This window comes from Streptomyces axinellae (assembly GCF_039532135.1).
In the GTDB taxonomy this organism is placed as follows: Bacteria; Actinomycetota; Actinomycetes; order Streptomycetales; family Streptomycetaceae; genus Streptomyces; species Streptomyces axinellae.
The window spans coordinates 1-12,222 of the sequence record NZ_BAAARJ010000021.1 but is presented as its reverse complement, the minus strand read 5'-3'; the positions used below and the strand labels follow the sequence as shown (position 1 = coordinate 12,222).

Sequence of the window (12,222 nt, the reverse complement as noted above, 5' to 3'; positions counted from 1 at the left end):
AGCCCGCCCGGTGACGGGGCGACGGGGGACTTGCCGTCATGACGGACTTTCCCGGCCCGTGCCCGGCCCCGGCCCTTCCCCGGCCTGTGCGGGGCCACCGCGCCTGTGGGGGGTCAACTGAAGCCCTGGACCGCTCACTCGGGCCTCCGGACCGCTCACTTCGGGTCGGCCTTACCGCGCTCATAGCGGCGCAGTCGCCGGTAGCCGGTCAGCTCGCCGTCCTCGTCCAGCGTCACCTCGTACGAGCCGAGCATGCTGGTGCTGTCCGGCAGCCGACGCAGTTCCACGACCTCCACATGCAGGGTCCAGCCGCCGTCGTCGCCCCTGATGACGGAGGAGACCGACTCGCTCTCCAGGCCGGTGAGCGCCTCCAGCGTGTCCTGCGCCGACCTCAGCACCTGCGCCGCGCCCGGCTTTTTGGGAGCGGGCCGCTCGGCCGGTTGCTCGGCAGGCTGTTCAGCCGATTGGTCAGCCGACTGCTCGGCAGGCTTTCCGGCGGACCGCTCCGCCGGCTTTTCGGCAGGCTGCTGACGGGACTTGGCGCCGCTCCCCGTGCTGGTTCCGGTTCCGTCGCCGGTTCTGGTGCCACTGCCCGACGAGGTGTCGTTCCGCGCGCCCGTGCCCGTGCTCTTCGACGCCGACGCCGACGCCGATTTCGATTCTCGCTGCGACGTCGGCTTCCGCTTCTGCGTCGCACTCGTGCCGTGCGACTCGCGCTCGCTCATCTCGGCGCTCCTCCTTCTCCCCCGGTGCGGGGGACTTCGGCGAACCGCCCGGGTGCCCTGATCCGCCCGGCCCGAACCCGTGAGGACAGCGGACTGAACCGCCGGGCCACGGGTACCGGGGAGGGGCTGGAAGGAGAGAACCAATGGAGTTATCAGACATCCTGAGCGCCCTGGTCGTGGGAACCCTCATCGGGGCGCTGGGACATGTGGTGCTGCCCGGACGGCAGCGCATAGGGCTGCCGATGACGTTCCTCGTCGGTATCGGCGCGGCGCTCGGCGGCCTGGGTATCGCCCGGGGCCTGGGCCTCACCGGAACAGACGGCGCTGCCTGGGGTCAGCTGTGCGTACAGGTGGCGTTGGCGGCACTCGGCGTCGCCGCGCTGGACCGGGCCCGGCACCATGTCACGCTGCCGCACCGGTTCCGGCCGGTACGGCGCTGAGCGGGTGCCCGGCGTCTCGTCCGGGACCCGGTTGCGCACGGGAGACTCGTCCGGAACCCGATGTGCACGAGGATGCGCACGGGACCGGTCCTCGGACCGGTCCCCGTTCGGCGGGAGGGCTCCTCGGCTCAGTCCTCGCCGCGGAAGATGTGCGACTCGGGGCCGCTCTCGTCGGCGGAACGGCGCGGACCGTGGTCCATCGGGCCGTCCGCACGCCCCCTGCCGCGGCTCGCGCTGCCACGGCTCACGGCGTCCGCCGTTTCGTTCTGACGTCCCCGGCGACCGTGGCTCCCGGTTCCCGAGACGAGCACGGAGCCGCCGTCGCGCAGAGGGCTGTTCTGGTCGTGCGCGGTGCTTGTGGTCTTCGGCACCAGCGATCACCTCCACATACGACTCAAACACGGGTCCCCACGCCCCGCAGCGCGAAACGGCGGCCGGGCCGGGCCCGGGACGGCGGACCGGGGAGATGCGATGGCGCACAGGCAGGACGTACTGGAACTGCTCAGGGACGATCACCGGGAGTGCGAGCGCCTGTTCGCCGCGTATGAGGCCACCCGTGATCCCGAGCGCCGCAGGCTGCTGACCGATCAGCTCGTCGCCGGGCTGGTACGGCACGCGGCGGCCGAGGAGCGCAGGCTGCACCCGGTGATCCTGCGCAGCCTGCCCGACGGCGAGCGCCTCGTCTCCGAAGCGCTCGCGCGCCGCGCCGAGGTGGCGCGGACGCTGGAGTCGCTGGTGGGCGCCGACCCCCGCTCGCCCGCTTTCGAACGGGACATGAGCGCGCTGATGAGCTGGATCCAGAACCACATGGAGTCCGAGGAGAACGAGGTCTTCCCCCAACTCCGCGCGGTCCTCAGCCGCGGCGAGCGCCTGGAGCTGGGAGCCGGCGCGCAAGAGGCGAAGCGCCAGGCCCTCGACCCGGGCCCCGGCGTCGTGGACCGCCTCCGCGACTGGCTGACCAGCGAGGCGTAACGGGCCGACCGGCACGAGTCCGGACCGCGACGAGACGGACGCCCCGCAGCCCGCCCCGACAGCGCGCCCGCCGAAGCGGCTGGTTTGCCCGGACAGCGGGCGGCTACCCGAAGCCGCGTTCGACGAGCCGCGACAAAGCGAGCTGCGACAACAAGAGCTGCAACAACGAGAAGCGAAGGAGGCACTGCCTCATGACTGTCGCTCCGACACAGCAGCAAGGCGGCGGCACCGGCAATCTCTACGACGTACTGGAACTGGTCCTCGACAGGGGGCTCGTCATCGACGCGTTCGTACGGGTCTCCCTCGTCGGTATCGAGATCCTGAAGATCGACATCCGGGTCGTCGTGGCGAGTGTCGATACCTATCTGCGCTTTGCCGAGGCGTGCAACCGCCTCGACCTGGAATCCGGTCGCAACAAGGACCCGGGCGTGCCCGACCTCGTCGGTCAGGTCACCGAGTCCGGCGCCAAGGGCAAGACCAAAGGCGCACTGACCGGCGCGGCCGAGACCGTGTCCGACGCCTACAAGCAGGCCCGTCAGGAGTCCGAGGAATCAGGCACCCGGCGGCGGGCCAGCACACGGAAGAAGGAGGAGCGGGAGTGAGCACCTACGTCTACGGCATCGCCAGGACCCCCGGCCCCGTCCTCCCGGACGGGCTGACCGGCGTGGGCGACCCGCCCATGCAGGTACGCGCCCTGTCGGCGGACGGCCTGGTGGCCCTCGTCAGCGACGCGCCCGAGGGCCTCAAGCCCAAGCGCAGGGAACTGCTCGCGCATCAGCAGGTGCTCGCCCAGGCGGGCACCGAGGCGACCGTGCTGCCCATGCGCTTCGGCAGCGTCTCCGAGGACGACGCGACGGTGACCTCGGTGCTCACCGAGCGCGCGGAACACTTCCGCGAGCGCTTGGAGGCGCTGGAGGGCAAGGTCGAGTACAACATCAAGGCCGCCCACGACGAAGAAGCCGTACTGCACCGTGTGATGGCCGACCAGCCGGACCTGCGGGCGGCCAGCGAGGCCAACCGGGCTGCTGGCGGCGGCAGTTACGAAGACCGGCTGCGGCTTGGCGAAATGGTCGCCAACGCCGTCCAGGCCAGGGAAGCCGTTGACGGCGCCACCTTGCGCAGGGCGCTGGAGCCGTTCGCCGCCGACATCAGCGAGGGCCCCGACAGCAGCGGCTGGCTGGCCAACCTGTCCTTCCTCATCGACCGGGAATCCGCCGGCGAACTGCTGGCCGCCGTCGAGGAGCTGGGCACCTCCGAACCCCAACTCGATCTGCGGGTCAGCGGCCCGCTGCCGCCGTACAGCTTCGTGGAGAAGACCGGCGCGACGGCGGGCGCCGACGGCTTCGCAGCAGGCTGACGGGTACATCTCATGGGGCTTATCAGCGAATTGCTGCTGCTGCCCGCCGCACCCTTCCGAGGCACCGCCTGGGTGCTGCGCCAGGTCCAGGCGGAGGCGGAACGGCAGTACCGCGACCCCTCCACGGTCCAGCGTGAACTCGCCGCACTGGAGCAGAAACTGCTCGACGGCGAGATCGACGAGGACGAATTCGACCGGCGCGAGGACGAGCTTCTCGCCCGGCTGGAGAACAGGAACCCATGGACATGAACAACAGACTGACCATGGCGCTGGCGGTCGGCGGAGGCTATGTCCTCGGCCGCACGAAAAAGGCCAAATTCGCCTTCGCCATCGCCACAATGGTGGCCGGCAAGCGGCTGCAGTTGAGCCCGCGCGCCCTCGCGTCCTTCGCTTCCGAACAGCTCACCAAGAACCCGCAGTTCAAGGAGCTGGGCGACCAGCTGCGCGAGGACCTTCGCGGCACGGGCCGGGCGGCGACAGGCGCCCTGGTCAACCGCCAGGTCAACGCGCTGGCCGACCGTCTGCACGAGCGCACCCTCGATGTGCGCGACCAGCTCTCGGGCGCCGGTGAGAAGGCGGCGGAGGCCAAGGACTCGGTGCGGGACACCGCCGAGGCCGCCGCCGACGGCAATGCTGAGGCCGCTGGGACCGCTGGGACCGCTGGGAAGGCCACCGGGACGGCGCGCGGTGCGGCCGGGTCCGCCAAGCGCGGGGCCGCCTCCGCGGCGAAGCCCGCGAAGACGGTGAAGTCCACCAAGTCCACCGAGGGCACCAAATCCACCAAGTCCACCGAGGGCACCAAGTCCACCAAGGCGCCGAAGGCGGCCGCCCGTACCTCCTCCGCGCGTACGTCCTCCGACGGCAAGCGGGCCGGGGGCGGGCAGGCCAAGCGCCCCGCCAAGAAGGCCGCCGCCAAGTCGGCCTCCTCGTCGAAGTCGTCGTCCGCCACGAGCACGCGATCGACGGCGAGGACGGCCGGTGCGAAGGGAGGCCGGGACAATGGCTGACGCCAACAGCAACGGCAGCGGCGGCGGTAACGCCAGTGACAGCGGCCACGGCAAGATACTGGGCGGGCTCGACTCCGAAGCGGCGGACCGACTCAAGTCGGTGGCACGGGACTTCGCCATGGCCGAGGCCGAGAAGCTGCTCGTCGGAGTGGGCCGCAAGCTCGGCAGGACCACCGGCAAGCTCACCGACGTCGCCGAGGGCCGCAGCCCGGGCTTCGCCAAGCTCGCGCTGGAAAGCGGACGCAAGGTCGTCGAGGGCAAGGGCCCCGTGCGCGGGGCCCTGGAAGCCGGCGCCTCGCAGCTGAAGGACAAGGCGGTGGAGGGTGTCAAGGGTGCCTTCCAGAGCGGCGGCGGGGGCGGCGGAAAGCGGAAGGGCGGCGGCAAGAAGCCGGTCGTCATCCTGGAGCACGTGGACGTGGGCGTGCCCCTGCGGGACGCGTACGACCAGTGGACGCAGTTCCAGGACTTCAGCTCCTTCGCCAAGGGCGTCCAGGACGTCACCGTTTCCGACGACACCAGCTCGGACTGGAAGCTGAAGATCTTCTGGTCCAGTCGCAGTTGGACGGCCAGCACCACGGAACAGATCCCCGACCAGCGCATTTCATGGACGTCCGAGGGTGCCAAGGGCAGCACCAAGGGCGTGGTGACCTTTCACGAGCTGGCCCCCGCCCTCACCCGCGTGGTGCTCGTCATCGAGTACTACCCGAAGGGCCTGTTCGAGAAGACCGGCAACATATGGCGCGCGCAGGGTCGCCGGGCACGCCTGGACCTCAAGCACTTCGCGCGGCACATCTCGATGAAGGGCGAGGCCGACGACGGCTGGCGCGGCGAGATCCGCGACGGCGAGGTCGTGACCACCCACGAGGACGCGCTCGCCGAGGAAGCGGAAGAGGGCGACGACGAGTCGGCGGAGGCCGGCGAGGCCCGCGACGAAGAGGACGCCGACGAGGGGTTCGACGGCGAGTCCGACGGCGAGTCCGGCGACGAGTCCGAGGACGGCCCCGACGAGGAGCCCGAGGCCGAGGCCGACGACACGGCCGATGACGACGACGATGACGAGTACATCGAGGACGCGGAGCTCATCGAGGAGCCGGACGGGTCCGAGGAGCCGGACGGGTCCGACGAGGAAGAGGAAGAGGAAGAGGAAGAGGACGGGCCCGAAGACGAGCCAGAGGACGAGCCCGAGGACGAATTGGAGCCGGAGGAGCCGGAGGAGGAGTACGCCGAGGCGGGTGGGCGCCGATGACCATGCCCAGCAGGCTCCCCGACCAGTACGGGGGCGGGGGCGGGTCCAACCTCGCCGACATCCTCGAACGCGTCCTGGACAAGGGCGTCGTCATCGCCGGTGACATCAAGATCAACCTGCTCGATATCGAGCTGCTCACCATCAAACTCCGCCTGATCGTCGCCTCCGTCGACAAGGCCAAGGAGATGGGCATCGACTGGTGGGAGTCCGATCCCGCCCTCAGCTCCAACGCCCGGCACCGCGAACTGAACGCGGAGAACGAGCACCTGCGCAACCGCATCGCCGAACTGGAGGGCAGCTCTCATGAACAGCGCCACGAGCGGTGACACCAGAAGCGGCGACACCGAGGCATCGCTGTGCTACGTCTACGCCGTGACCGCGCCCCTGGACGCGCCGTTGCCCGCCGATCTGCGCGGCGTGGTCGGCAGCGGGCCCTTCACCGTCGAGCACGCGGGGCTGACGGCCGTGGTGAGTCTGGTCCCGGAAGCCGACTTCTCCGAGGAGCCGCTGCGCGCCCACCTGGAAGACCTCGACTGGCTCGCGGACACCGCACGCGCCCACCAGGCGGTCGTCGACGCGCTCACCGGCCTCACCTGCCCGCTCCCGCTGCGCCTGGCCACCGTCTACCGCGACGAGGACGGCGTACGGCGAGCCCTGGCGGAGGGGCGGGAGGGGTTCGAGGCGACTCTCAGGCGGCTGGAGGGCCGCGTCGAGTGGGGAGTGAAGGTCTACGCGAGCGCCCCCGAGTCACCCGTCGCCACCGCTGCGACCGCGCCCGCCTCCGCCTCCGCCGCGTCTGCCGCCGTCCCTGCCCCGAAGGGCGCGCGGGGGAGTGGCGGGCGGATGGGGCCGACAAGCGGACGCGACTACCTGCGCCGCCGCCGGCACCAGGTCACCGAGCGTGAGAACGCCCTGAACGAGGCCGAACAGCTCGGCCGCAGCCTCCACTCCGCGCTCACCGCACAGGCGGAGGAGGTGCGGGTCCACCCCCCGCAGAACCCGAAGCTCTCCCAGGCGCCGGGCCAGAACCTCCTCAACGCCGCGTACCTCGTGCCCCGGGAGGACTCGGCGGATTTCGTCTCCCGCGTCGAACAACTCGGCGCGCACGACCCCACCGTCCGCGTCGAGCTGACCGGCCCGTGGGCGCCGTACTCCTTCGCGGCGGCGGACCGCGACAGCGCGGACCGCAATGGCCACGGCCGGGGCCGGGAACGGGCGCGGGAGCAGGACCCGGGCCGCGAGGATCGGGACCCAGGCCGTGAGGCTCAGAGCCCAGGCCGTGAGGCCAAGGACCGGGCCTCCGGCCTCGAACGCCTCGCCGAACCCACGCCGGAAGGGGCCGGAGAACCGGCGGAGGGAGCGGCACGGTGAGTGCCGTTCAGCCGGAGTTCCGCGCGCCGCGCCACGTCACCTCCTACGACACGCAGGAGCCGCTGGCGCGGCGCGAGGTCTCCCTCGTCGATCTGCTGGACCGGCTGCTGGGCACGGGAGTTGTGGTCACCGGCAGCCTCACCCTCGGCATCGCCGACGTCGATCTCGTACGGATCGACCTGCGCGCCCTCATCGCCTCGGTCAACGAGCACATGCCCTCACCCTGGGAAGGAGGGGAGCCCCTGTGACACGCCGTCTGGACTTCGACCCGGATACGGTGGAGCGCGATCTCGCGGCGCTGGTGCTGACCATCGTCGAACTGCTGCGGCAGCTCGTGGAGCGGCAGGCCCTGCGCCGAGTCGAGGTCGGGGACCTCACCGAGGACCAGGAGGAGCGGATCGGCATGACCCTCATGCTGCTGGAGGACCGGATGGAACTCCTCCGCGAGCGCTTCGGGCTGACACCCGAGGACCTGAACCTGGACCTCGGACCGCTGGGATCCCTTCTGCCCACCGACCGGAGTGCATAGAGCTTTCCGATGCCCGACGCGTTCTACTCCTCGCTGGGCCAGGGCTGGCCGCAACTCGCGGACCTCGCCCTGGCCTTCGTCCTGACCTCGCTCATCGGCCTGGAGAGACGGGCCAGGCGCAAGAGCGCGGGCCTGCGCACCCACGCGCTCGTGGGGCTCGGGGCCGCGCTCTTCATGCTCGTCAGCAAGTACGGCTTCGCCGACCTGATGGGCATGGAGGACGTCTCCTTCGACCCGTCCCGTATCGCGGCGCAGGTCGTCTCCGGCGTCGGCTTCCTCGGCGGCGGCGTCATCTTCCTGCGCCGCGACGTGGTGCGCGGGCTCACCACGGCCGCCATCGTGTGGGTCTCCGCCGCCGTCGGCATGGCCTGCGGCGCGGGCCTGCCCCTGCTGGCCGTCGCGGTGGTGGCCATGCACTTCCTCACCGTCTGGGGCTTCACCAAGCTCGGGGAACACCTCCCCGAGGGCGACCCCGGCCGGCTGCTGCTCACCTACGAGGAGGGGCGCGGCGTGCTGCGGCAAGCGCTGGCCCGGTGTACGGAGCACGGCTTCGCCATCACCGAGACCGATGCCGCACACCAGGCCGGGGAGTCGTCGGCGCACCTGGAGGAGGGCATGCCGCACGAGGCACGTCCGGAGGCTGCCGACTGGAGCGAGGCGGCGGGCCCGGGCGAGGCCGACGGCCGGTCCGAGGACGCCCCGGGAACGGGGCAGCGGCGGCCTGAACAGCAGCGCACCGAGCGGCGGAGCCCTGAGCGGCGGCGGATACAGCTCACGCTCGCGCTCGCGGGGCGCGGCTCGGTGCCCGAACTGGTGGCGGAGCTGATGAGCATCCCCGGGATGCTCGCCGTCAACGGCCGCGAGGCCGCCTCCACCAGGGACTGAGCACCTACGGCACGCCGACACGCTCCGGATCGGCCACCCGACACCGTGTGACCGATGCCCTGGCAGCCCGGGACGCGGGGGCTGTGCGGGATAGACGGGATATGCGGGATGTGCGCACGGGGTTTTCCCCGCGCAAGGACGGAAACCCCGTGGAGTGACACCGCGCGCCGAAGGGGCTGAGCACATGAACATGGACGTCATCCTGGCCGCCGACCTCGCGGCCCGCGACTTCCTGGTGGGCATCGCACCGTTCGTCATCGGCATCATCATCGTCGCGGCGCTGATCACGGCGGTCTGGCTGGGCATCCGGATACGCAACCGGGAGCCGGAGCCCCCGGAGCCCGACTCTCAGCCGCACCTGCCGGACGAGGGGGCGACGGACGAGATCATGGAGAACCGCGAGCCCGACGAGATGCCGCATGACGGCGAGCGTCGCCTCCCCCACGTGGGAGTCCACGACCAGGGCGACCGCGAAAGCCACCCGGGCGAGCCCCCGCGCCGCAAGAAGTGGGAGCCCGGCAAGAGCGGCTCCTTCGGCAGCGGCGGCCTCGGCTGACCCGTTCGGCCCGGCCTCCGAGCAGGCCCCGGTGCGGGCCCCTCGCGCCGGGGCCGAACGCTGCCCGCTCAGCGCTGAGCGATGTGCGCGTGCGCGTGAGCGTGAGCGATGAAGGTGGTCCAGGCTGTGGGCGGTAGGACCAGGGCGGGGACGCTGGTGTCTTTGGAGTCGCGTACGTGGATGCGGGCGGGGGTGGTGGCGACCTCGACGCAGTTGTCGCCTTGGGCGCTGCTGTAGCTGCTTTTGAACCAGTTCAGGTGGGCCTGGTTGCTCATAACGCTCCGCGCATTCGCTTCAGCAGGGCTCAGGGAATCTGCCGGAGTCAGAGCCTGGGAACGAAGTTTTGCATACCGCATGTGGAAACGACTGAGGGCTGCTTCATCTGATACCAGTTGGCCGGTCTCCTGCCCTTCGACGTAGCCGAACCACTGGTGTTCATTGGTCTCCAACAGGCTGAACGGCCCCGCTGAGCCAGCGTGTTCAGGCTGGCGCAAGGGCATGACCTGGAGTCCCAGGTTGTGCAACTCGGCGCAAGCGATCAGGTGATCCAACAGCTCTCGCGTGACCACGTCGCCTCCCGTGCGCCGCTCTAGGACTGCTTGCTCGATGATGAAACTGAGTGTGACCGGCTGCGTTCGGTGGAGCAGTTCCTGTCGGTCCAGGCGATCGGTCACCAGATTCTCGATCTCGTCCTGGGGCGGCAGCGGAGGCATTTCGTGGATCAGGGCCCCGCGCGTACGCCTCCGTCTGCAACAGCCCCGGGACGACCCGGCACTCGTACGTGTACAGGCTCAGTGCCCGCTGCTCCAAGTCCGCCCACTCGCGGAACCAGGAGGCCAGCCCCGGCCGCCGGGACAGGTGCCGCAGCCGCCTTCAGCGCCCCGAAGGCGTCCAGCACCTCCTCCGCGCGCTCGATGAAGCGCCGGGGCGGAAAGCGGCGCCCCTGCTCGATCGCGGCGCAGGTGCTGAGCGAGTATCCGGACTTGTCCGCCCACTGCTCTTGCGTCAGCCCGGCCCGTTTGCGGAACGCCTGGACGAGGGCGCCGAAGATTTTGAGGCTGTCGGAGCGCTCCGGTTCGGTCCGGGCTCCTGGCCCTCGTTGCGGTCGGTCAATGCAGCCACCTCCGTGCAGAGGGGAACTCCCCAACTCACGCAGGGATACGGCTCATTGACCACACTGTCTACCTTCCGAGCCCCTACGCCCGCTGGCGTAGGGGCTGATGATCTGGTGCGGTCCTACGCGTGCGCGAAAGCGTGCGCCCATGTATCAGCCTCGATCATGTCCGCGTACGCGACCCACCGTCACCGAGCGTATGTTCGTACAGCGCTTCTCGGCCACCCCGCGTGGAGCCCGTCTGGCGCGCCTGCTCGCCTGCACCAGCTGGACGACCGGGGCATCCGGTACGGCAGCGGGCCTTCCGAGAACGTCGCGGCCGTCGTCGCGGAACTCGCCGCGAACGCCGTGGTGCACGGCCATGTGCCGGGACGCGACTTCGAACTGGCGCTGTCGTGCCCGGAACCGCTGTCGTAGCCGGATCCGGAGTACACACTCGAACCGGAGTACGCACTCGAACCGGAGTACGTGCTCGTCGAGGTGACCGACACCCGGGGCGAGGCCACTCCGCCCTTGGTCGCGCCCGGCGCGCCCGGCCCGGACGAGGAGTCGGGGCGGGGCTGGTGCTGGTCGCCGCGTTGGCGACATCCTGGGGCGTCCGGCCCCGTACCCCGCCGACCCCGGGCAAGACCGTCTGGGCCCGTTGCCTCATCAACGGGCATTCTTCTTGACGTTGCGTGATCAGGCGCAAACGTGTTTACGGTTGTTCCTGGTCAGAGTCTCGCCGAACGGGGCGGAAGTTTCGGGTCAAATGGCCTGACGGGGATGAATGGGGTGGGCTGGGGATGGACCTTCCGGGGGAGATCGCGGCGATGCGAGCGGGAGTGGGAGACCCGGGGGCGCTGGTGGGTGAGTTGCGTCGTACGGCGGTGCTGGTGCCGACGGTCGGTGAGGACCAGCTGATGTCGGGCGTTTTCGGCGGAGTCCGGTGGATTTTCGCGTTCACGGACGAGGGGGCGCTGGGGCGGTTCGCGGTGTTGCGGGGTGGGGATCCTGGTCGGCCGTGGGAGTACGCCGCGGTGTTGGGGGCGCGGCTGCTGGACGCGGTGGTGCCGGCGCAGGAGGAGCCGACGGGTGTGGCGGTGGATGTGGCCGATGAGGACAGTTCGATGCTGTTCCCGCCGGTGGTGGGGATCGTGCCGGACAGGGTGGCTGTGGACGCGGGCGAGTGGGGGGCTGCCTGATGGGCGGGGGCGGGGGAAAGAACGTTGATGGGGTGCATTGGGACAAGGAGTCCCTGGAGTTGGTGGAGAAAGGGCTCAAGGGTGCGATTGGTGAGTTGAAGGAGTCGGGGAGTTCGGCGACATCTTCATTGCAGGGCGCGGGGTTCGAGGGGCTGGCTCTGTCGGGGATGGAGGCGGGGCATGCGGGGCTGGCCGGCGATTTCGAGGACTTCTGCGAGAAGTGGGAGTGGGGGGTGCGGGCGTTGGTGCAGAACGCGAATGCGCTGGCGCAGAAACTGGGGCTCTCGGCGGGGATGGCGTACGAGGAGGATCAGTACGCGGCGGGGACGATGAAGATCGCGGCGAATTCACTGTTGCTGACGGGCAATCCACATGCTTCGGAGGAGGAGATCGTCCGGCAGGGGTGGGGCGACATCGTGAAGCCCGATGCGCCGGACTGGAGCGGGGAATCATGGGAGAAGGCCGGTCATGACATCAAGCAGGACTGGCAGGATACGGGGCGGGAGCTGACGTCCAAGGGCCGCGGGGGCATGTACATGGACTTGGCGCAGGGGGCGACGGGTGTGAGCGATGAGGAGATCGCCGCCCAGCAGGAAAAGCTTTTCGGACCGTCACCGGAAGAGCGTGCGCAGCGTGAGGGGGGCCAGGGCTGATGGGGTGGCGGGATTTTGTTCCGGATGTGGTGGAGGACAAGGCGGAGGACCTCACCGAGGCGGTGGGGGATGGTGTTGAGGGGTTCGGTAATTGGTCGGCGGACCGGCTGGATGATGTGGGGTGGGAGAGCGGGGCGGACTGGACGCGGGACAAGTCGCGTTCGGCGGCGAATTATCTGGGTG

General features: G+C 70.2%; 19 protein-coding genes and 2 pseudogenes. 17 read left to right on the top strand and 4 right to left on the bottom strand.

Annotated features, from left to right (window positions below; genetic code table 11):
- Positions 1 to 155: 155 nt before the first annotated feature.
- Positions 156 to 725, bottom strand: coding sequence for a gas vesicle protein GvpO (locus tag ABD339_RS27180; protein ID WP_344569612.1), 570 nt, complete (start codon positions 723 to 725; stop codon positions 156 to 158).
- Positions 726 to 868: 143 nt separating this feature from the next.
- Here ABD339_RS27180 and ABD339_RS27175 point away from each other — a divergent pair, with 143 nt between their 5' ends.
- The gene (locus ABD339_RS27175; RefSeq protein WP_344569610.1) at positions 869 to 1,165 is read left to right on the top strand and encodes a GlsB/YeaQ/YmgE family stress response membrane protein; all 297 of its coding nucleotides are present in this window, start codon (positions 869 to 871) and stop codon (positions 1,163 to 1,165) included.
- Positions 1,166 to 1,293: 128 nt separating this feature from the next.
- Here ABD339_RS27175 and ABD339_RS27170 read toward each other — a convergent pair whose 3' ends face one another.
- Entirely contained in the window at positions 1,294 to 1,536 is a 243-nt protein-coding gene (locus ABD339_RS27170; RefSeq protein ID WP_344569608.1) for a hypothetical protein, read from the bottom strand.
- Positions 1,537 to 1,636: 100 nt separating this feature from the next.
- Between ABD339_RS27170 and ABD339_RS27165 the strand changes: the two genes are divergently transcribed.
- The 12 genes from ABD339_RS27165 (at position 1,637) to ABD339_RS27110 (ending at position 9,088) form a co-directional block, all read left to right on the top strand.
- Positions 1,637 to 2,137 carry a hemerythrin domain-containing protein gene (locus tag ABD339_RS27165; protein WP_344569607.1) on the top strand — a complete coding sequence of 167 codons (501 nt, stop codon included), beginning with the start codon at positions 1,637 to 1,639 and terminating at the stop codon, positions 2,135 to 2,137.
- A 191-nt stretch (positions 2,138 to 2,328) separates the two neighbouring features.
- Positions 2,329 to 2,739 carry a gas vesicle structural protein GvpA gene (locus ABD339_RS27160; protein WP_344569605.1) on the top strand — a complete coding sequence of 137 codons (411 nt, stop codon included), beginning with the start codon at positions 2,329 to 2,331 and terminating at the stop codon, positions 2,737 to 2,739.
- Entirely contained in the window at positions 2,736 to 3,494 is a 759-nt protein-coding gene (locus tag ABD339_RS27155; protein WP_344569603.1) for a GvpL/GvpF family gas vesicle protein, read from the top strand. The genes ABD339_RS27160 and ABD339_RS27155 overlap by 4 nt, the downstream gene beginning before the upstream one ends.
- Before the next feature lie 12 nt (positions 3,495 to 3,506).
- A complete protein-coding gene (locus tag ABD339_RS27150; protein WP_344569601.1) occupies positions 3,507 to 3,743 on the top strand; it encodes a gas vesicle protein GvpG in 237 nt (78 codons plus the stop codon).
- Positions 3,740 to 4,501, top strand: a complete 762-nt coding sequence (locus ABD339_RS27145) for a DNA primase (RefSeq protein ID WP_344569599.1) — start codon at positions 3,740 to 3,742, stop codon at positions 4,499 to 4,501. The genes ABD339_RS27150 and ABD339_RS27145 overlap by 4 nt, the downstream gene beginning before the upstream one ends.
- Positions 4,494 to 5,747: an SRPBCC family protein gene (locus ABD339_RS27140; protein ID WP_425576111.1), complete on the top strand. Its 1,254-nt coding sequence runs from the start codon at positions 4,494 to 4,496 to the stop codon at positions 5,745 to 5,747. The genes ABD339_RS27145 and ABD339_RS27140 overlap by 8 nt, the downstream gene beginning before the upstream one ends.
- Complete coding sequence (locus ABD339_RS27135) at positions 5,744 to 6,073, top strand: gas vesicle protein (RefSeq protein ID WP_344569597.1); 330 nt, start codon at positions 5,744 to 5,746, stop codon at positions 6,071 to 6,073. Before ABD339_RS27140 ends, ABD339_RS27135 begins: the two co-directional genes overlap by 4 nt.
- A complete protein-coding gene (locus tag ABD339_RS27130; RefSeq protein WP_344569595.1) occupies positions 6,051 to 7,118 on the top strand; it encodes a GvpL/GvpF family gas vesicle protein in 1,068 nt (355 codons plus the stop codon). The genes ABD339_RS27135 and ABD339_RS27130 overlap by 23 nt, the downstream gene beginning before the upstream one ends.
- Positions 7,119 to 7,180: 62 nt before the next feature.
- On the top strand, positions 7,181 to 7,366 hold the full coding sequence (locus ABD339_RS27125) for a gas vesicle protein (RefSeq protein ID WP_344569787.1): 186 nt from the start codon (positions 7,181 to 7,183) through the stop codon (positions 7,364 to 7,366).
- Positions 7,363 to 7,647 carry a gas vesicle protein K gene (locus ABD339_RS27120; RefSeq protein WP_344569593.1) on the top strand — a complete coding sequence of 95 codons (285 nt, stop codon included), beginning with the start codon at positions 7,363 to 7,365 and terminating at the stop codon, positions 7,645 to 7,647. The genes ABD339_RS27125 and ABD339_RS27120 overlap by 4 nt, the downstream gene beginning before the upstream one ends.
- Positions 7,648 to 7,656: 9 nt before the next feature.
- The gene (locus ABD339_RS27115; RefSeq protein WP_344569592.1) at positions 7,657 to 8,532 is read left to right on the top strand and encodes an MgtC/SapB family protein; all 876 of its coding nucleotides are present in this window, start codon (positions 7,657 to 7,659) and stop codon (positions 8,530 to 8,532) included.
- Between the two features lie 184 nt (positions 8,533 to 8,716).
- Entirely contained in the window at positions 8,717 to 9,088 is a 372-nt protein-coding gene (locus ABD339_RS27110; protein ID WP_344569591.1) for a DUF6479 family protein, read from the top strand.
- A 68-nt stretch (positions 9,089 to 9,156) separates the two neighbouring features.
- Here the strand turns inward: ABD339_RS27110 and ABD339_RS27105 are convergent, their stop codons facing one another.
- On the bottom strand, positions 9,157 to 9,363 hold the full coding sequence (locus tag ABD339_RS27105) for a DUF397 domain-containing protein (protein ID WP_344569589.1): 207 nt from the start codon (positions 9,361 to 9,363) through the stop codon (positions 9,157 to 9,159).
- Positions 9,360 to 10,202: pseudogene (locus ABD339_RS27100) on the bottom strand (helix-turn-helix domain-containing protein). Before ABD339_RS27100 ends, ABD339_RS27105 begins: the two are co-directional and overlap by 4 nt.
- A 148-nt stretch (positions 10,203 to 10,350) precedes the next feature.
- Between ABD339_RS27100 and ABD339_RS27095 the strand changes: the two are divergent.
- The 4 genes and pseudogenes from ABD339_RS27095 to ABD339_RS33890 all read left to right on the top strand — a co-directional run.
- Positions 10,351 to 10,873, top strand: a pseudogene (locus tag ABD339_RS27095) (ATP-binding protein).
- Between the two features lie 114 nt (positions 10,874 to 10,987).
- Positions 10,988 to 11,386, top strand: coding sequence for a hypothetical protein (locus ABD339_RS27090; protein WP_344569587.1), 399 nt, complete (start codon positions 10,988 to 10,990; stop codon positions 11,384 to 11,386).
- Positions 11,387 to 11,418: 32 nt separating this feature from the next.
- Complete coding sequence (locus tag ABD339_RS27085) at positions 11,419 to 12,039, top strand: hypothetical protein (RefSeq protein WP_344569583.1); 621 nt, start codon at positions 11,419 to 11,421, stop codon at positions 12,037 to 12,039.
- Positions 12,039 to 12,222: putative T7SS-secreted protein (locus ABD339_RS33890; RefSeq protein WP_425576110.1), on the top strand; the 184-nt coding region annotated here is incomplete at its 3' end. The genes ABD339_RS27085 and ABD339_RS33890, both read left to right, overlap by 1 nt.

Excerpts from the sequence above, each read along its gene's own strand:
- ABD339_RS27180 (WP_344569612.1), bottom strand. The coding sequence starts at position 725 with ATGAGCGAGCGCGAGTCGCACGGCACGAGTGCGACGCAGAAGCGGAAG.
- ABD339_RS27175 (WP_344569610.1), top strand. The coding sequence starts at position 869 with ATGGAGTTATCAGACATCCTGAGCGCCCTGGTCGTGGGAACCCTCATC.
- ABD339_RS27165 (WP_344569607.1), top strand. The coding sequence starts at position 1,637 with ATGGCGCACAGGCAGGACGTACTGGAACTGCTCAGGGACGATCACCGG.
- ABD339_RS27160 (WP_344569605.1), top strand. The coding sequence starts at position 2,329 with ATGACTGTCGCTCCGACACAGCAGCAAGGCGGCGGCACCGGCAATCTC.
- ABD339_RS27150 (WP_344569601.1), top strand. The coding sequence starts at position 3,507 with ATGGGGCTTATCAGCGAATTGCTGCTGCTGCCCGCCGCACCCTTCCGA.
- ABD339_RS27145 (WP_344569599.1), top strand. The coding sequence starts at position 3,740 with ATGAACAACAGACTGACCATGGCGCTGGCGGTCGGCGGAGGCTATGTC.
- ABD339_RS27140 (WP_425576111.1), top strand. The coding sequence starts at position 4,494 with ATGGCTGACGCCAACAGCAACGGCAGCGGCGGCGGTAACGCCAGTGAC.
- ABD339_RS27135 (WP_344569597.1), top strand. The coding sequence starts at position 5,744 with ATGACCATGCCCAGCAGGCTCCCCGACCAGTACGGGGGCGGGGGCGGG.
- ABD339_RS27130 (WP_344569595.1), top strand. The coding sequence starts at position 6,051 with ATGAACAGCGCCACGAGCGGTGACACCAGAAGCGGCGACACCGAGGCA.
- ABD339_RS27115 (WP_344569592.1), top strand. The coding sequence starts at position 7,657 with ATGCCCGACGCGTTCTACTCCTCGCTGGGCCAGGGCTGGCCGCAACTC.
- ABD339_RS27110 (WP_344569591.1), top strand. The coding sequence starts at position 8,717 with ATGAACATGGACGTCATCCTGGCCGCCGACCTCGCGGCCCGCGACTTC.
- ABD339_RS27105 (WP_344569589.1), bottom strand. The coding sequence starts at position 9,363 with ATGAGCAACCAGGCCCACCTGAACTGGTTCAAAAGCAGCTACAGCAGC.
- ABD339_RS27090 (WP_344569587.1), top strand. The coding sequence starts at position 10,988 with ATGGACCTTCCGGGGGAGATCGCGGCGATGCGAGCGGGAGTGGGAGAC.